The 13479-nt window shown below is 70.5% G+C and carries 12 protein-coding genes; 8 read left to right on the forward strand and 4 right to left on the reverse strand.

Going from position 1 to position 13479, the window contains the following annotated elements:
* Positions 1–49 precede the first annotated feature (49 nt).
* Both P5G50_RS05855 and P5G50_RS05860 read left to right on the forward strand, forming a co-directional pair.
* Complete coding sequence (locus P5G50_RS05855; RefSeq protein ID WP_301210402.1) at positions 50–328, forward strand: MerR family transcriptional regulator; 279 nt, start codon at positions 50–52, stop codon at positions 326–328.
* 100 nt (positions 329–428) lie between these two features.
* The gene (locus P5G50_RS05860; RefSeq protein WP_301210403.1) at positions 429–2105 is read left to right on the forward strand and encodes a RecQ family ATP-dependent DNA helicase; all 1677 of its coding nucleotides are present in this window, start codon (positions 429–431) and stop codon (positions 2103–2105) included.
* Between the two features lie 58 nt (positions 2106–2163).
* On the opposite strand, the gene P5G50_RS05865 is transcribed toward P5G50_RS05860, so the two are convergent.
* Complete coding sequence (locus tag P5G50_RS05865; RefSeq protein ID WP_301210405.1) at positions 2164–2955, reverse strand: MBL fold metallo-hydrolase; 792 nt, start codon at positions 2953–2955, stop codon at positions 2164–2166.
* A gap of 169 nt (positions 2956–3124) precedes the next feature.
* On the opposite strand from P5G50_RS05865, the gene P5G50_RS05870 reads away from it, so the two are divergent.
* From P5G50_RS05870 to P5G50_RS05895, 6 genes are all read left to right on the forward strand, one after another.
* On the forward strand, positions 3125–3898 hold the full coding sequence (locus P5G50_RS05870; RefSeq protein WP_301210406.1) for an ABC transporter ATP-binding protein: 774 nt from the start codon (positions 3125–3127) through the stop codon (positions 3896–3898).
* On the forward strand, positions 3880–5451 hold the full coding sequence (locus tag P5G50_RS05875; RefSeq protein ID WP_301210408.1) for a transporter: 1572 nt from the start codon (positions 3880–3882) through the stop codon (positions 5449–5451). The genes P5G50_RS05870 and P5G50_RS05875 overlap by 19 nt, the downstream gene beginning before the upstream one ends.
* A 50-nt stretch (positions 5452–5501) precedes the next feature.
* On the forward strand, positions 5502–5909 hold the full coding sequence (locus P5G50_RS05880; RefSeq protein ID WP_301210410.1) for an SRPBCC family protein: 408 nt from the start codon (positions 5502–5504) through the stop codon (positions 5907–5909).
* Between the two features lie 16 nt (positions 5910–5925).
* Positions 5926–6480 (forward strand): dihydrofolate reductase family protein, encoded by a 555-nt coding sequence (locus P5G50_RS05885; protein ID WP_301210412.1) that lies wholly within the window; start codon positions 5926–5928, stop codon positions 6478–6480.
* A gap of 207 nt (positions 6481–6687) precedes the next feature.
* Entirely contained in the window at positions 6688–8430 is a 1743-nt protein-coding gene (locus P5G50_RS05890; protein WP_301210414.1) for an ABC transporter ATP-binding protein, read from the forward strand.
* Between the two features lies 1 nt (position 8431).
* Positions 8432–10525, forward strand: coding sequence for an ABC transporter ATP-binding protein (locus P5G50_RS05895; protein ID WP_435870842.1), 2094 nt, complete (start codon positions 8432–8434; stop codon positions 10523–10525).
* 97 nt (positions 10526–10622) lie between these two features.
* Here P5G50_RS05895 and P5G50_RS05900 read toward each other — a convergent pair whose 3' ends face one another.
* Genes P5G50_RS05900 through P5G50_RS05910 form a run of 3 tightly spaced genes read right to left on the reverse strand, consistent with a single transcriptional unit; the run spans position 10623 to position 13438 of the window.
* Complete coding sequence (locus P5G50_RS05900) at positions 10623–11204, reverse strand: hypothetical protein (protein ID WP_301210416.1); 582 nt, start codon at positions 11202–11204, stop codon at positions 10623–10625.
* Between the two features lie 15 nt (positions 11205–11219).
* Positions 11220–12365, reverse strand: coding sequence for a zinc-dependent alcohol dehydrogenase (locus P5G50_RS05905; protein ID WP_301210418.1), 1146 nt, complete (start codon positions 12363–12365; stop codon positions 11220–11222).
* On the reverse strand, positions 12365–13438 hold the full coding sequence (locus P5G50_RS05910) for a YihY/virulence factor BrkB family protein (RefSeq protein WP_301210420.1): 1074 nt from the start codon (positions 13436–13438) through the stop codon (positions 12365–12367). The genes P5G50_RS05905 and P5G50_RS05910 overlap by 1 nt, the downstream gene beginning before the upstream one ends.
* Positions 13439–13479: the final 41 nt, after the last annotated feature.

The following is a 13479-nucleotide window of genomic DNA, read 5'->3' on the forward strand; positions in this document are numbered from 1 at the left end:
ATAGCCCATTCGCTTGACAAGCGCAAGAGGGAGGAACCACACTTCAGGGATGACCGATCGCGCCGGCGACACCCCGCTCTACAGCATCGCCGTGGCCGCCCAGCTGTCGGGACTGACGCCGGCCGCCCTCCGGCTGTACGAGGAGAAGGGGCTGCTCACGCCGGCCCGCAGCGAGGGCGGCACCCGCCGCTACAGCGAGGACGACCTCGCCCGCCTGCGCGAGGTGGCGCGTCTGCAGGACGACGGGATCAACCTCGCCGGCATCGGTCACGTCATGCGCCTCCAGGACGAGAACGCCGAGCTGCGCCGCCGCCTCGCCGAGTCGTGACATGACGTCGCTTCTCGGCGCGCGAACCCGCGTCTAGTCACGACTCGATCGCCGGTCAAGCGGGATGTCGTGCCGGGCTCCTCCCGGTACCGTCGAACACATGCAGCCCGAAGAGCGGAACCAGCACCGCGACCGGAACCAGCACCGCGAGCGGATCCGGCAGGTGGCGCGCGACTCCTTCGGCTGGGAGGAGCTGCGCCCCGGCCTCGCCGACGGCATGGCCGCGCTGCTCGACGGCCGCGACGTGCTCGCCGTCATGCCCACCGGCTACGGCAAGTCGTCGCTCTACCAGGTGACCGGCACGATCCTCGACGGCGTCACCGTCGTCGTCTCGCCGCTGATCTCGCTGCAGGAGGACCAGGTCAGGGCGCTCTCGGAGGCGCACGACGTGCCCCGCGCCGTCGCCATCAACTCCTCGGCGGGCGAGCGCGAGCGCGAACGGGACTGGGAGGCGCTCGCCGACGGCAGCGCGCGGTTCGCCTTCCTGGCTCCCGAGCAGCTGGCCAACGAGGCCGTGCGCGAGCGCCTCGCGGCGCTGACCGTCTCGCTGTTCGCGGTCGACGAGGCGCACTGCGTCTCGGCGTGGGGCCACGACTTCCGCCCCGACTACCTGCAGCTCGGCGACGTGATCGAGGCGCTCGGCCATCCGCCCGTCGTCGCGATGACCGCCACGGGCGCGCCGCCCGTCCGCGCAGAGATCGCCGAGCGGCTGGGACTGCGGCGGCCGCTCCGCCTCTCCACGGGGTTCGACCGGCCCGAGCTGCGGCTGGAGGTGGTGCGGCACGAGTCGGATTCCGAGAAGCGGGAGGCCGTGCTCGACCAGGCCGCGGCGGTCACGGGTTCGCGGCTGATCTACGCGGCCACCCGCGCCGAGACGGAACGGCTGGCCGAGGCGCTCGAGGAGCGCGGCGTCAGCGCCGCCGCCTATCACGCGGGCCTCAAGCGGGCCGAGCGCGACGACGTGTACGAGCGCTTCATCGAAGACAGGGTGGAGGTGGTGGCCGCGACGAGCGCCTTCGGCATGGGCATCGACAAGCCCGACGTGCGCGCGGTCGTCCACGACGCGGTCACGGAGTCGCTCGACAGCTACTACCAGGAGGTGGGCCGCGCCGGGCGTGACGGCGAGCCGGCGACCGTGACCCTGCATTACCGCCCGGAGGACTTCGCGCTCACGCGGTTCTTCGCGGGCGGCGAGCCCGACGCTGACGAACTGGCCCGTATCTTCACCGCCATCCGCGCCGAGCCCGGCATCTCGCGCACGCAGCTCGCCGAGCGCCTCGACGTGAGCACCCGCTCCCTCGGCCGCCAGCTCGGGCTGCTGCGCGACGCGCGAGTGCTCGACGGCGGCGACGATGCCCTCGAGCCGGCCGACGTGCGTCCTGGCCAGGCGGCCGCCGCAGCGGTGGCGGAGGCGGAGGCGCGGCAGCGCATCGAGCTGTCGCGCGCGCAGATGATGCAGGAGTATGCCGAGACGGGGATGTGCCGCCGGCAGTTCCTGCTCGGCTACTTCGGCGAGGAGCTGGCGGAGCCGTGCCGCAACTGCGACACCTGCTCGTCGGGCAGCGCCGACCGCTGGGCGGAGGAGCACGACGCGGGCGTCGAGGACGCCTTCCCGCTCGCGGCGCGCGTGCGTCACCAGTCGTGGGGCGCCGGCGTGGTGATGCACACCGAGGCCGACCGGCTGACGGTGTTCTTCGACGACGCCGGCTACAAGGTGCTGTCGCTCACGGCCGTGCGCGAGAATGACCTGCTGGAGGTCGTGAGCCCGGCGGCGTAGCCGTTCAGCCCTTCTCGACCGTTCAGCCCTTCTCGACCGTTCAGCTCTGGCCGACCGCTCAGCTCTTCCCGACGGCCCTGGCCGCCGCGACCGCCGCCTCCACCCCGTCGAGCCACGGCTCTCCGTGGCCGGGCAGCAGCACGCGCGCGCCCGTGATCCTCAGCGCGTCGAGCGACGCGAGTGCGCGCTCCGAGTTCGCGGTCGCGGCGCCCGCGATGATCTGCGCGCCGCGCTCGCCCTTGTACGGGTCGAGCGTGACGAGCGCGTCGCCGGTGAGCAGCGCGTCATGGTCGGGCAGATGCAGCGCGCAGTGACCGTCGGTGTGGCCGGGGCTGAAGACCACCTTCGGCCGGCCGGGAACGAGCACTGGGCCGGCCCCCGTGAGCTCGCGCGCCTCCTTCACGCCCTTCACCCGCAGCGCGCCCGCCGCCACCATCGCGGCGACGGGACCCACGGCTCGCGGATAGAGGAACGGATAGACCGCGGGCGTGCGCTCCCGGCGGTACCGGTACGGGTGCTCGGCGAGGTGCCGGTCGGCCGGGTGCACGTACACCGGCGTGCCCAGCTCCTCGATGGCGCGCTCGGCGAAGCCGACGTGGTCGAAGTGGCCGTGGGTGAGGAGGATCGCCTCCAGGTCGCGCAGGCGCAGGCCGACGTGGTGGGCGGCACGGGCGAGCACCTGCCACGTGGCGGGGAACGCGGTGTCGACCAGCGTCCACGCCGACCCCTCCTGCAGGATGTAGCAGTTCGTGGAGGCGTGCTCGATCCGGTGCACGCCGGGCACGACGTCCGGGGTGAGCCGCGGTGCACCGGGCCGGCGGCTGGAGGTGAGGGTCAGGGTGGAGGCCATGCGCCCGGTCTACGCGCCGGTCCCGCACGCGGTGAGCCCTTGACAGCGCCGGATGTCGTGTGGACCGGACGGGGGCCGCGGGCCCGGCGCGGCGTCCCCTACGCTGGGATCGAATCCATGACGCGAGGGGCGTGATGGTGCGTGGGTGCAGAGCGCCCGAGGAGGGGGAGTGCGCGTGGCCGACGACCACGGGCTCGCGGTGAGCATCCGCGGGCTGCACAAGCGATTCGGCGAGAAGATCGCCGTGGACGGCATCGATCTCGATGTGCCGTCCGGCAGCTTCTACGGCCTGGTGGGCCCGAACGGCGCCGGCAAGACCACGACGCTGAGCATGGCGACCGGCCTGCTGCGACCGGACGCCGGACAGGTGCTGATCCACGGCGTCGACATGTGGGCGCAGCCGCTGCAGGCGAAGGCGCTGGTCGGCGTGCTCTCGGACGGCGTGCGCCTGTTCGACCGGCTGACCGGCGAGCAGCTCGTGGAGTACGCGGGACTGCTGAGCGGCATGGACCGGCCGACCGCCTCGGAGCGCACCCACGACCTTCTGCGCCTCCTCGACTTGGAGTCGGCCGGCGGCACGCTCGTCGTCGACTACTCCGCGGGCATGACCAAGAAGATCGCGCTCGCCGCCGCCATGGTGCACGCACCGCGCGTTCTCGTGCTCGACGAGCCGTTCGAGTCGGTCGACCCGGTGTCGGCAGCGAACATCCGCGACATCCTCCACGGGTACGTGCAGGGCGGCGGCACCGTCATCGTCTCGTCGCACGTGATGGACCTGGTCGAGCGGATGTGCGACCACGTCGCCGTCATCACCGCCGGCCGCGTCGTCGCCGCGGGGACGGTGGACGAGGTGCGTGCCGGCTCGACGCTCGAGGACCGCTTCGTCGAGCTCGTCGGCGGCCGCCGCGTGGGGGAGGGGCCGGAGTGGTTGCGACGCTCGTAAGGCTGCGCCTGCTCGTCCTGCGCAATTCGTTCCGCCGCAGCACCGGGCAGCTCGTGGCCGTCATCATCGGCGCGATCTACGCCGTCGGCGCGCTGCTCGTCATCCTCGCCGCGCTGATCGGCCTCTCGTTCGTTCCCGCGGAGATCGCGCGCACGGCCACGGTCCTCGGCGGCTCGGCCGCGGTGCTCGGCTGGGCCGTGCTGCCGCTGCTGCTCTCGGGCGTGGAGCAGACCCTCGACCCGGCGCGGCTCGCGGTCTTCCCCATCCCGCTGAACACCCTGATGGTCGGGATGCTGCTGAGCGGCGCCGTCGGGGTCGCGGGAGCGGCGACCACGATCGCCTCGCTCGCGACTGCGTTGAGCTGGCTCACGGCGCCCGGCGTCGCGATCGTCGCCCTGCTGACGGGGGCTCTCGGCGCCGCCACCTGCATCGTCGCCTCGCGCGCGGTCACCTCGATGGCGAGCGGGCTCGCCTCCGGGCGGCGGTTCAAGGAGGCGTCGGGCCTCCTGGTGCTCATCCCGCTGATCCTCGCCGGCCCCATCATCATCGGCGTCACGCGCGGCCTGCGCTCGTCGGCCGACGCCCTCCCTGCTGTTGCCGACGGGCTGTCGTGGTCGCCGCTCGGGGCGGTCTGGGCGATCCCGTCCGCCGTCGCCGCCGGGGACCCCGTCGGCGCTCTGCTGCGGCTGCTGATCGCGCTCGCGACGATCGCGCTGCTGTGGCTCGTCTGGCGCTGGGGGCTGGCCCGGTCGCTGGTCACGCCGACCCGTGCCTCCTCGCGCTCCAAGGGGCAGGGCAAGCTGGGCCTTTTCGGCATCCTGCCGGGCACGGCTGCCGGCGCCATCGCCGCGCGCTGCCTCACCTACTGGTTCCGCGACCCGCGGTACCTGCGGCAGCTGCTGATCATCCCGCTGATGCCGCTGTTGATGTGGTTCTACTCGAGCCTCAACCACTCCACCGGCTACATCTTCGCCTCGGCGCCGGCGGTCGCGTTCGCGCTGGGGATCGGGATGATCGCCGACGTCTCGTACGACTCCACCGCCTTCGCGCTGCACATCTCCAAGGCCGTGCCCGGCCGGGCGGACCGCTGGGGCCGCGCCTCGGCGATGCTGACCTTCGGCGTCCCGGCCGTCGTGATCCTGTCGCTGCTCTCGGGCGGGCTGGAGGGCGACTGGCTGCCGGTGCCCGGCATCCTCGGGCTCTCGCTCGGCCTGCTGCTCTCGGGGGCGGCGGTGTGCTCGGTCACCTCGGCACGATTCGTGTTCCCGGTGCCGGAGCCGGGCGACAACCCGTTCCGCTCGCGTCCGGGCTCCAACATCTCGCTGATCGGCCCGACCTTCGCAGCCTGGGGCGTGATGGCCGTGCTGTGCCTGCCGGAGCTGGTGCTCTTCATCGTCTCGCTGGTCACCCGGCAGGCGGTGTGGGGCTGGCTTGCGCTGCTCGTCGGCGCCGTTGTCGGAGCGATCCTCCTCGTGGTCGGTGTGCGCGTCGGCGGCGCCGTGCTCGACCGGCGTGCACCCGAGCTGCTGCTCCAGCTGCGCAAGGACAAGTAGCCGCACCTGCACCCTGGACGCGGCGCGCTCGGTGCCGCAGGATGGACCGCATGAGCGGCCTCACCGTCGACCGCCGGCTGGCGGCGCCTCCGGACCGGGTCTGGCGCGCGCTCACCGACGCGGACGCGCTGGCGAGCTGGTTCTGGCCGCCGCGCTTCGCCGCCACCGCCCGGGTGGAGGCGCGCGAAGGAGGCGTGTTCCGCGTGGTCTCCGAGCCGGTCGGCATCGGCGTCACCGGGCGGGTGACCACCGTCGAGCCGTCCCGGTTGCTCGCGACCACCTGGCGCTGGGACGGCGATGACGACGAGACGGCCGTCGCCTTCTCGCTGGAGCCGTCGGGCGAGGAGACCGTGCTGACCGTGCGTCACGACGGCTTCCCGACCGACGACGCCGCGCGGGAGCACGAGCAGGGCTGGAACGACTGCCTCGACCGGCTTCCCGCCGCGCTGGGGCACTGAACAGGAGGAGGAGACGATGGGCGCCATCGCAGTCCACGAGTTCATTTCGCTCGACGGTGTCTTCGAGGACCCGCGCTGGACGGCCGAGTTCGGCTTCGACCCCGAGATGAGCGAGGACATCGGCCGGATCACCCGCGCCTCCGACGCCATCCTGCTCGGCCGCACGACGTTCGAGATGTTCGCGCCCGCCTGGTCGACGCGCACCGCCGAGGACGACCCCGGCGCTCCCTTCTTCAACGACACGCAGAAGACGGTGGTCGGCGACCTCGACGACGCGACCGCGGAGGCGACCTGGGCGAATTCGCGCTCGCTCGGCGCCTACGACACCGAGCGCGTGCGCGCCTTCAAGGAGAGCGTGGGAGGCGCTATCTACGTCAGCGGGAGCGGCACGCTCGTGCGCTCCCTCCTCGCCGACGGGCTCATCGACCGGCTCCACCTCTTCGTCTACCCGATCGTGCTGGGCAGCGGCGCCCACCTGTTCCCGCAGGGCTCGCCGACGACGCGGCTGCGGCTGCGGCAGCAGGACGTCTATGACAACGGCGTGCTGCACCTGGTCTACACGCCCGCCTGATTGCGGACACGAGCTGGCCGCAGCGCTCCATACGCTGGAGGCGAACGGATGCACCAGCACGGATGTCGTCCGGTCGCGCTACGGTAGACGCTGTTGGGGGGCACTCAACACAGCGTCGTGACGGTTCGGGGCCGGCGGGAGGCTGATTGACTGGGGCGTTCGCGCGCTCCACGCACCCACTCCACACCACGAATCCGGGGAATCATCGTGACTCTCGTTCGAATGACGCTGCGCTTCATCCGTCCCTATTGGCGGTCCGTCGTCGCCGTCGTGCTCCTGCAACTGATAGCGACGCTCGCGGCGCTGTACCTGCCCACCCTCAACGCCCAGATCATCGACAAGGGCGTCGTCACCGGCGACACCGACTTCATCTGGCGCACCGGCGGCATGATGCTGATCGTCTGCTTCGTGCAGGTCGCCGCCGCGATCACCGCGACGTACTTCGGCGCCCGCGCGTCCATGTCGGTCGGCCGCGACATCCGCCGCTCGTTCTACAGCAAGGTCGACAGTCTCCCATCGCTCGATCTCGCCCGCTGGGGCATGCCGACCCTGATCACCCGCAACACGAACGACGTGCAGCAGGTGCAGATGCTCGTGCTGATGACGCTGAACTTCATGGTGTCGACGCCGATCATGTGCATCGCCGGCATCATCCTGGCCGTCGGCGTCGACCCCGGGCTGTCGTGGTTGATCTGGGTCTCGGTGGTGGTGCTGTTCGTCGTGGTCGGCATCCTCGTCACGATGCTGCTGCCGATGTTCCGGGTCATGCAGGAGCGCATCGACGGCGTCAACGGCGTCATCCGCGAGCAGATCGTCGGCATCCGCGTGATCCGCGCCTTCGTCCGCGAGAAGTTCGAGACCGCGCGCTACGACGACGCCAACGCCGCGCTCACCCGCATCTCGGTCAAGGTCGGCAACGTCTTCGTGCTGATGTTCCCGCTGATCATGCTGATCCTCAACGCGGCGACGGTCGCGGTGCTGTGGTTCGGCGGGCAGCGGGTCGACGCGGGCGACATCCAGATCGGCGCGCTCACCGCGTTCCTGCAGTACCTGCTGCAGATCCTGGTCGCGGTCATGATGGGCGTCTTCATGGCGATGATGATCCCGCGCGCGATCGTCTGCGCCGAGCGCCTCGACGAGGTGCTGAGCGCCGAGCCGTCCGCATCATCCGACGAGAGCCGCGGCGGGCCGGCTGCGGAGCTTCCGGCCGACGGCCGCGTGCAGGTCGACGGCGTCACGTTCGGCTACCCGGGCGCCGAGCACCCGGTGCTCAGCGACGTGAGCTTCACAGCCGAGCCCGGCAAGGTGACGGCGATCGTCGGCTCCACCGGCTCCGGCAAGTCGACACTCGTCTCGGTGATCGCCGACCTGTTCACCCCGCAGTCCGGCCGCGTCCGCATCGGCGGCGTGCCGGTCGACACCCTGACCCGCCAGCAGCTCGCCGGCGTCCTGGGCCTGGTTCCGCAGCGGCCGTACCTGTTCTCGGGGACGATCGCGAGCAACCTCCGCTTCGGCCGCCCCGACGCGACGGACGAGCAGCTGTGGGAGGCGCTGCGCGTCGCCCAGGCCGAGGACTTCGTCCGAGCGAAGGACCATGGCCTCGCCGAGCGCGTCGCCCAGGGCGGCACCAACGTCTCGGGCGGGCAGCGGCAGCGGCTCTGCATCGCTCGCGCGCTGGTCGCGCACCCGAAGGTGTTCCTGTTCGACGACTCCTTCTCGGCGCTCGACGTCGCGACCGACGCGCGGCTCAGACAGGCGCTCTCCCGATCGACCGGCGACGCGACGGTGATCGTCGTCGCGCAGCGCGTGTCGACCATCCGCGAGGCGGACACCATCGTCGTGCTCGACGACGGCAAGGTCGTCGGCAGCGGCACCCACGACGAACTCATCGAGACGAGCGAGACCTACCGCGAGATCGTGGAGTCGCAGCTGAGCCTGGAGGTGGCCTGAGATGGCAAGCACCGACAAGACCAACGGACGTCGCAACCCTCGCGGCAAGCGCTCCGAGGCCGACGAGGCCGCCCGCCGGCTCGCCGAGGAGGCGACGCTCGAGGAACTCGACTACGAGTTCGAGCCGACGGAGTCCGACGGCGACATGTTCGGCGGCACCCCCGCCAAGAAGGCGGAGCACTTCTGGCCGTCGTTCAAGCGCCTGCTCGGCCTGCTGCGACCGGAGTGGCTCGGGATGGCGTGGGTGACCCTCCTCGTCGTCGTCTCGGTCGCCCTCACCGTCATCGCGCCGAAGATCCTCGGTCAGGCCACCGACGTGATCTTCAACGGCGCCATCGGGGGAGCGCTGCCGAAGGGCATCACGCTCGACCAGGCGGTGCAGGGCGCACGCGCGGCCGGCCAGGACCAGTTCGCCGACATGCTCTCCGGCTCGAACATCGTCCCCGGCCAGGGCATCGACTTCACCGAGCTCGGCCGCCTGCTGATGATCGTGCTGGCGATGTACGTGGTGGCGTCGCTGTTCTCGTGGTGGAACGGCTACATCCTCAACGCGCTCGTCATGCGGGTGATCTACCGCCTGCGTGCCGACGTGGAGTCGAAGCTGAACCGCCTCCCGCTGAGCTACTTCGACACCCGCCAGCGCGGTGACCTGATGTCGCGGGTCACGAACGACGTCGACAACATCCAGACCGCGCTGCAGCAGGCGTTCTCGCAGCTGATCCAGTCGGTCCTGATGGTGATCGGCATCGGGATCGCGATGTTCCTGGTCTCGTGGCAGCTCGCCCTGATCGCGCTGATCTCCATCCCGCTCTCCGGCATCATCGCGGGCGTGATCGGCTCCCGGTCGCAGAAGCTGTTCAAGCAGCAGTGGAACGCGACCGGATCGCTCAACGGCCACATCGAGGAGTCGTACTCGGGTCTCGACCTGGTGCGCGCCTTCGGCCGCGGCGAGGTGATGTTGGAGGAGTTCGACGAGCGCAACGGCAAGCTCCACGCGGCGCAGGTCGGCGCGCAGTTCGTGTCGGGCATGATCATGCCGGCGATGAACTTCGTCTCGTACCTCTCGTACGTGCTGATCGCCGTCGTCGGCGGTCTGCGCGTGGCGGCGGGCCAGATGACCATCGGAGACGCGACCGCGTTCATCCAGTACTCGCGCGAGTTCTCGCAGCCGATCGGCCAGATCGCGGGCATGGCGAACATGCTCCAGTCGGGCGTCGCGTCGGCCGAGCGCACCTTCGAGTTCCTGGACGCGGAGGAGCAGACGCCCGAGCACGACACGCAGCACCTCCCGGAGCGGGCGGACGGGCGCGTCGAGCTGGAGCAGGTCGACTTCTCGTACGACCCCGCCGTGCCGCTCATCCACGACCTCAGCCTCTCGGTGAAGCCAGGTCAGACGGTCGCGATCGTCGGTCCGACCGGCGCGGGCAAGACCACGCTGGTGAACCTGATCATGCGGTTCTACGAGCTGAACGGCGGCACCATCCGGCTCGACGGCATCGACACCACCGAGCTGTCGCGTGCCGAGCTGCGCGGCCAGGTCGGCATGGTCCTGCAGGACGCGTGGCTGTTCTCCGGCACCATCCGCGAGAACATCCGCTACGGCCGGCTCGACGCGACCGACGAGGAGGTCGTGGAGGCCGCCAAGGCGACCATGGTCGACCGCTTCGTGCGCCAGCTGCCCGACGGGTACGACACGAAGATCGAGGCCGACGGCTCCAACGTCTCTGCGGGCGAGCGGCAGCTGCTCACCATCGCGCGGGCGTTCATCGCGAACCCGTCGCTGCTCATCCTCGACGAGGCGACGTCGTCGGTCGACACGCGCACCGAGCTGCTGGTGCAGCACGCGATGGCGGCGCTGCGCACCGACCGCACGTCGTTCGTGATCGCGCACCGCCTCTCCACCATCCGCGACGCCCACACCATCCTCGTGATGGAGAACGGCAGCATCGTGGAGCAGGGCGACCACGCCACCCTGCTTGCGAAGCGCCGCGCCTACTACGACCTCTACATGACGCAGTTCCAGGGCGCCGCGACGGAGGAGCCGGAGCGGGAGGCCGACCGGCCGGCCGAGCCCGAGGAGGTCCCGGCCTCGTAGCCCGCCCACCACGGCGTCGAGGGGCGTCATCCGGTCGTGATTCCTGCGGAACAGCGACCGGATGACGCACCTCGTTCGGTGCGCGTGGGCGAGCGGGCTAGCGGCGGGCGAGCTTCGCGATCAGACGCACGGCCACCACGCCCGTGAGCACCCAGGGCCCGACCACGATGATCGGGTCGAGCCAGGTGTGCTTGAGGTCCGCGCGGTTCTGTCCGAAGCGCGACGAGATCGGGCGGTGCCCGGGCTCGGCGAGGATGCCCGTCTCGGTGACCGGGTTGTCGGGCCGCGCCGTGGCGAAGGATCGCAGGTGGCTGCCGACGGCATCCACCCGGTCCCCGAGCACCAGCAGCAGCCAGTGCGCCGTCTGACCCTCGCTGTAGCGGTCGTAGGCGAACCGCCGGATCGCGCCGGAGACGCCGTGGAGGGGCTGCGCCGTGCCGAAGACCGGCGGCAGCATCTCATGCTCCACCGACCGCTCCCGGTTGCCCGACGGCTCCTGGCGAGGGGGGAACGTCCAGTGGACGCCCGGCGCCGGCTCGCCCTGGCCGTCCGGCCCGCGCCGCTCACGCGGGTACGAGGGCCGGTCGGCGGGATCGCTGTCGACGCCCCACCCGGGGATGCGTGCCCGCAGCTCCTCGGGCGAGTACTTCTTCACGTGCTGGGAGGCTGTGTACGGCATGTCTGCTCCTCGCTCTCACGCGCCGGGGACGACGAGCGTCTTGATGCAGTCGTCCAGCTTGTTCGAAAAGATGTGGTACCCCTCGGCGATGTGCTCGAGCGGAACCCGGTGGGTGACGATCTCACTCGGCTTGAGATAGCCGTTGCGGACGTGCTCGAACAGCCGCGGCCACTGCCGCTTGACCGGGCACTGGTTCATCCGGAGCGTGAGCCCCTTGTTCATCGCGTCGCCGAACTTGATCGAGCTGAACAGCGGACCGTATGCGCCCATCACCGAGATGGTGCCGCCCTTGCGGACGGAGTCGATGGCCCAGTTGAGGGCGACCGGTGAGCCTCCCTGCAGCTTGAGCTTCGCCGAGGTGATGTGCTGCAGCACGGCGCCGTCCGCCTCCGCGCCGACCGCGTCGATCACGACGTCGGCGCCCAGGCCGTCGGTGTCGTGCTTCAGCGTGCGCACGATGTCGCCGGCCTCCACGAAGTTGTACGTCTCCGCATGCGCGAACTGGCGCGCCTTCTCCAGCCGGTAGTCGAGGTGGTCGACCACCACGACCCGGCCGGCGCCCATCAACCAGGCGGAGGCAGCGGCGTAGAGCCCGACCGGGCCGGCGCCGAACACCACTGCGGTGTCACCTTCCGAGATGTCCGCGAGCTGCGCACCGAAGTAGCCGGTGGCGAGCGCGTCGGTCAGCAGCACGGCGTCCTCGTCCGCCATCCAGTCGGGGATGATGGAGGGGCCGACGTCCGCGAGCGGCACGCGCACGTACTCGGCCTGGCCGCCGTCGTAGCCGCCGCAGGTGTGCGAGTACCCGTAGATCCCGCCGACCGCGGTGGCGTTGGGGTTCACGTTGTGGCAGTTGGAATACAGCCCCCGCACGCAGAAGTAGCAGGAGCCGCAGAACACGTTGAACGGCACCATCACGCGGTCGCCGACCTTCAGGTTCTGCACGTCGGGCCCGACCTCGTCGACGACGCCGATGAACTCGTGGCCGAACGTGTGCCCGATCCGCGTGTCCGGCATCATCCCGTGATAAAGATGCAGATCGGAGCCGCAGATCGCGGCGAGCGTCACCCGTACGATCGCGTCGCCGGGATGCTCGATCCGCGGCCTGTCCTTCTCCTCGACCCGGACCTTGTACGGGCCGCGATACACCATGGCTTTCATCAGTTCTCCTTCGATTCCGGGTTGTTCCGCGCCGCTTCGGTGCGGAGAGTACGCGCCTCGTCGACGAGCTTCTCCTCCTTGTACGCGCTCTTCTCGCTCTTGGCGGTGTCGCGGGGAGGCAGCTGGATGGTCTCCTCCGCCTCCATCCCCGCCTGCAGCTGGCGGCCGCGCTCGGTCTCGGCGTCGAACTCGGCGCCGAAGAGCAGGGCGAGGTTGGCGATCCACACCCAGAGCAGGAAGACGATGACGCCGGCCAGCGAGCCGTACGTCTTCGCGTAGTTGGCGAAGGTGGCGACGTACAGGCCGAACAGGAAGGTCGCGACGGCCAGCACGAGGATCGCGATGATCGCGCCCATGCTGATCCAGCGGAATCTCGGCTGCTTGGCGTTGGGCGTCGCGTAGTAGAGCACGGCGATGACCAGCACGACGATGACGAGCAGCAGCGGCCACTTCACGATCTCCCACACCACCTGGGGTGCGGTGCCGAGCCCGAGGGCGTCGCCGATGGCGCGCGTGACCGGGCCGGAGACGACGAGGATCACCGCGCAGATGCCGACCAGGACCAGCGTGATGACGGTGACGAGCAGCTGCGTGGGACGCAGCTTCCAGAACGGCCGTCCCTCGTCGATCTCGTAGATGCGGTTCATCGCACGCGAGAAGGCGCCGACGTAGCCCGATGCCGACCAGATCGCGAGCACGATGCCGAGGACGAGGCTGATGCCGGCCGCCGGGGAGTTCACCGCGTTCTGGATGGGTTCCCGCAGCAACTGCGCCGTGGAGCCGGGCGCGACCTGCTGGAGGATCTGCAGCAGCTGGTCGGCGGCCTTCTTCCCCTGGCCGATCACGCCGAGCAGGGAGACGAGCGCCAGGATGCCCGGGAAGAGCGACAGCACGCCGAAGTACGTGAGCGCCGCCGCCATGTCGGTGCACTGGTCGGTGGAGAACTCGCGGACGGTGCGCTTGAAGACGTGCTTCCACGACGGCTTCTCGAGCTTCGTCGGCGTGCCAGGCTTGCGGGAGTCCTCGGGGTGGGGAGCGTCGGCGAGCCGCTCGCTCGCGCCGATCTCTGACATGGCTGGTTCCTCTCAGGAAAAAGAACGCGGGCGGACGGCCG

Source organism: Leifsonia williamsii, from assembly GCF_030433685.1.
GTDB lineage: Bacteria > Actinomycetota > Actinomycetes > Actinomycetales > Microbacteriaceae > Leifsonia > Leifsonia williamsii.

What these genes read in the sequence shown, in the direction of transcription:
- P5G50_RS05895 (WP_435870842.1), top strand. Translation starts at nt 8,432, where the DNA reads ATGGCAAGCACCGACAAGACCAACGGACGTCGCAACCCTCGCGGCAAG.
- P5G50_RS05855 (WP_301210402.1), top strand. Translation starts at nt 50, where the DNA reads ATGACCGATCGCGCCGGCGACACCCCGCTCTACAGCATCGCCGTGGCC.
- P5G50_RS05905 (WP_301210418.1), bottom strand. Translation starts at nt 12,365, where the DNA reads ATGAAAGCCATGGTGTATCGCGGCCCGTACAAGGTCCGGGTCGAGGAG.
- P5G50_RS05910 (WP_301210420.1), bottom strand. Translation starts at nt 13,438, where the DNA reads ATGTCAGAGATCGGCGCGAGCGAGCGGCTCGCCGACGCTCCCCACCCC.
- P5G50_RS05900 (WP_301210416.1), bottom strand. Translation starts at nt 11,204, where the DNA reads ATGCCGTACACAGCCTCCCAGCACGTGAAGAAGTACTCGCCCGAGGAG.
- P5G50_RS05860 (WP_301210403.1), top strand. Translation starts at nt 429, where the DNA reads ATGCAGCCCGAAGAGCGGAACCAGCACCGCGACCGGAACCAGCACCGC.
- P5G50_RS05865 (WP_301210405.1), bottom strand. Translation starts at nt 2,955, where the DNA reads ATGGCCTCCACCCTGACCCTCACCTCCAGCCGCCGGCCCGGTGCACCG.
- P5G50_RS05885 (WP_301210412.1), top strand. Translation starts at nt 5,926, where the DNA reads ATGGGCGCCATCGCAGTCCACGAGTTCATTTCGCTCGACGGTGTCTTC.
- P5G50_RS05880 (WP_301210410.1), top strand. Translation starts at nt 5,502, where the DNA reads ATGAGCGGCCTCACCGTCGACCGCCGGCTGGCGGCGCCTCCGGACCGG.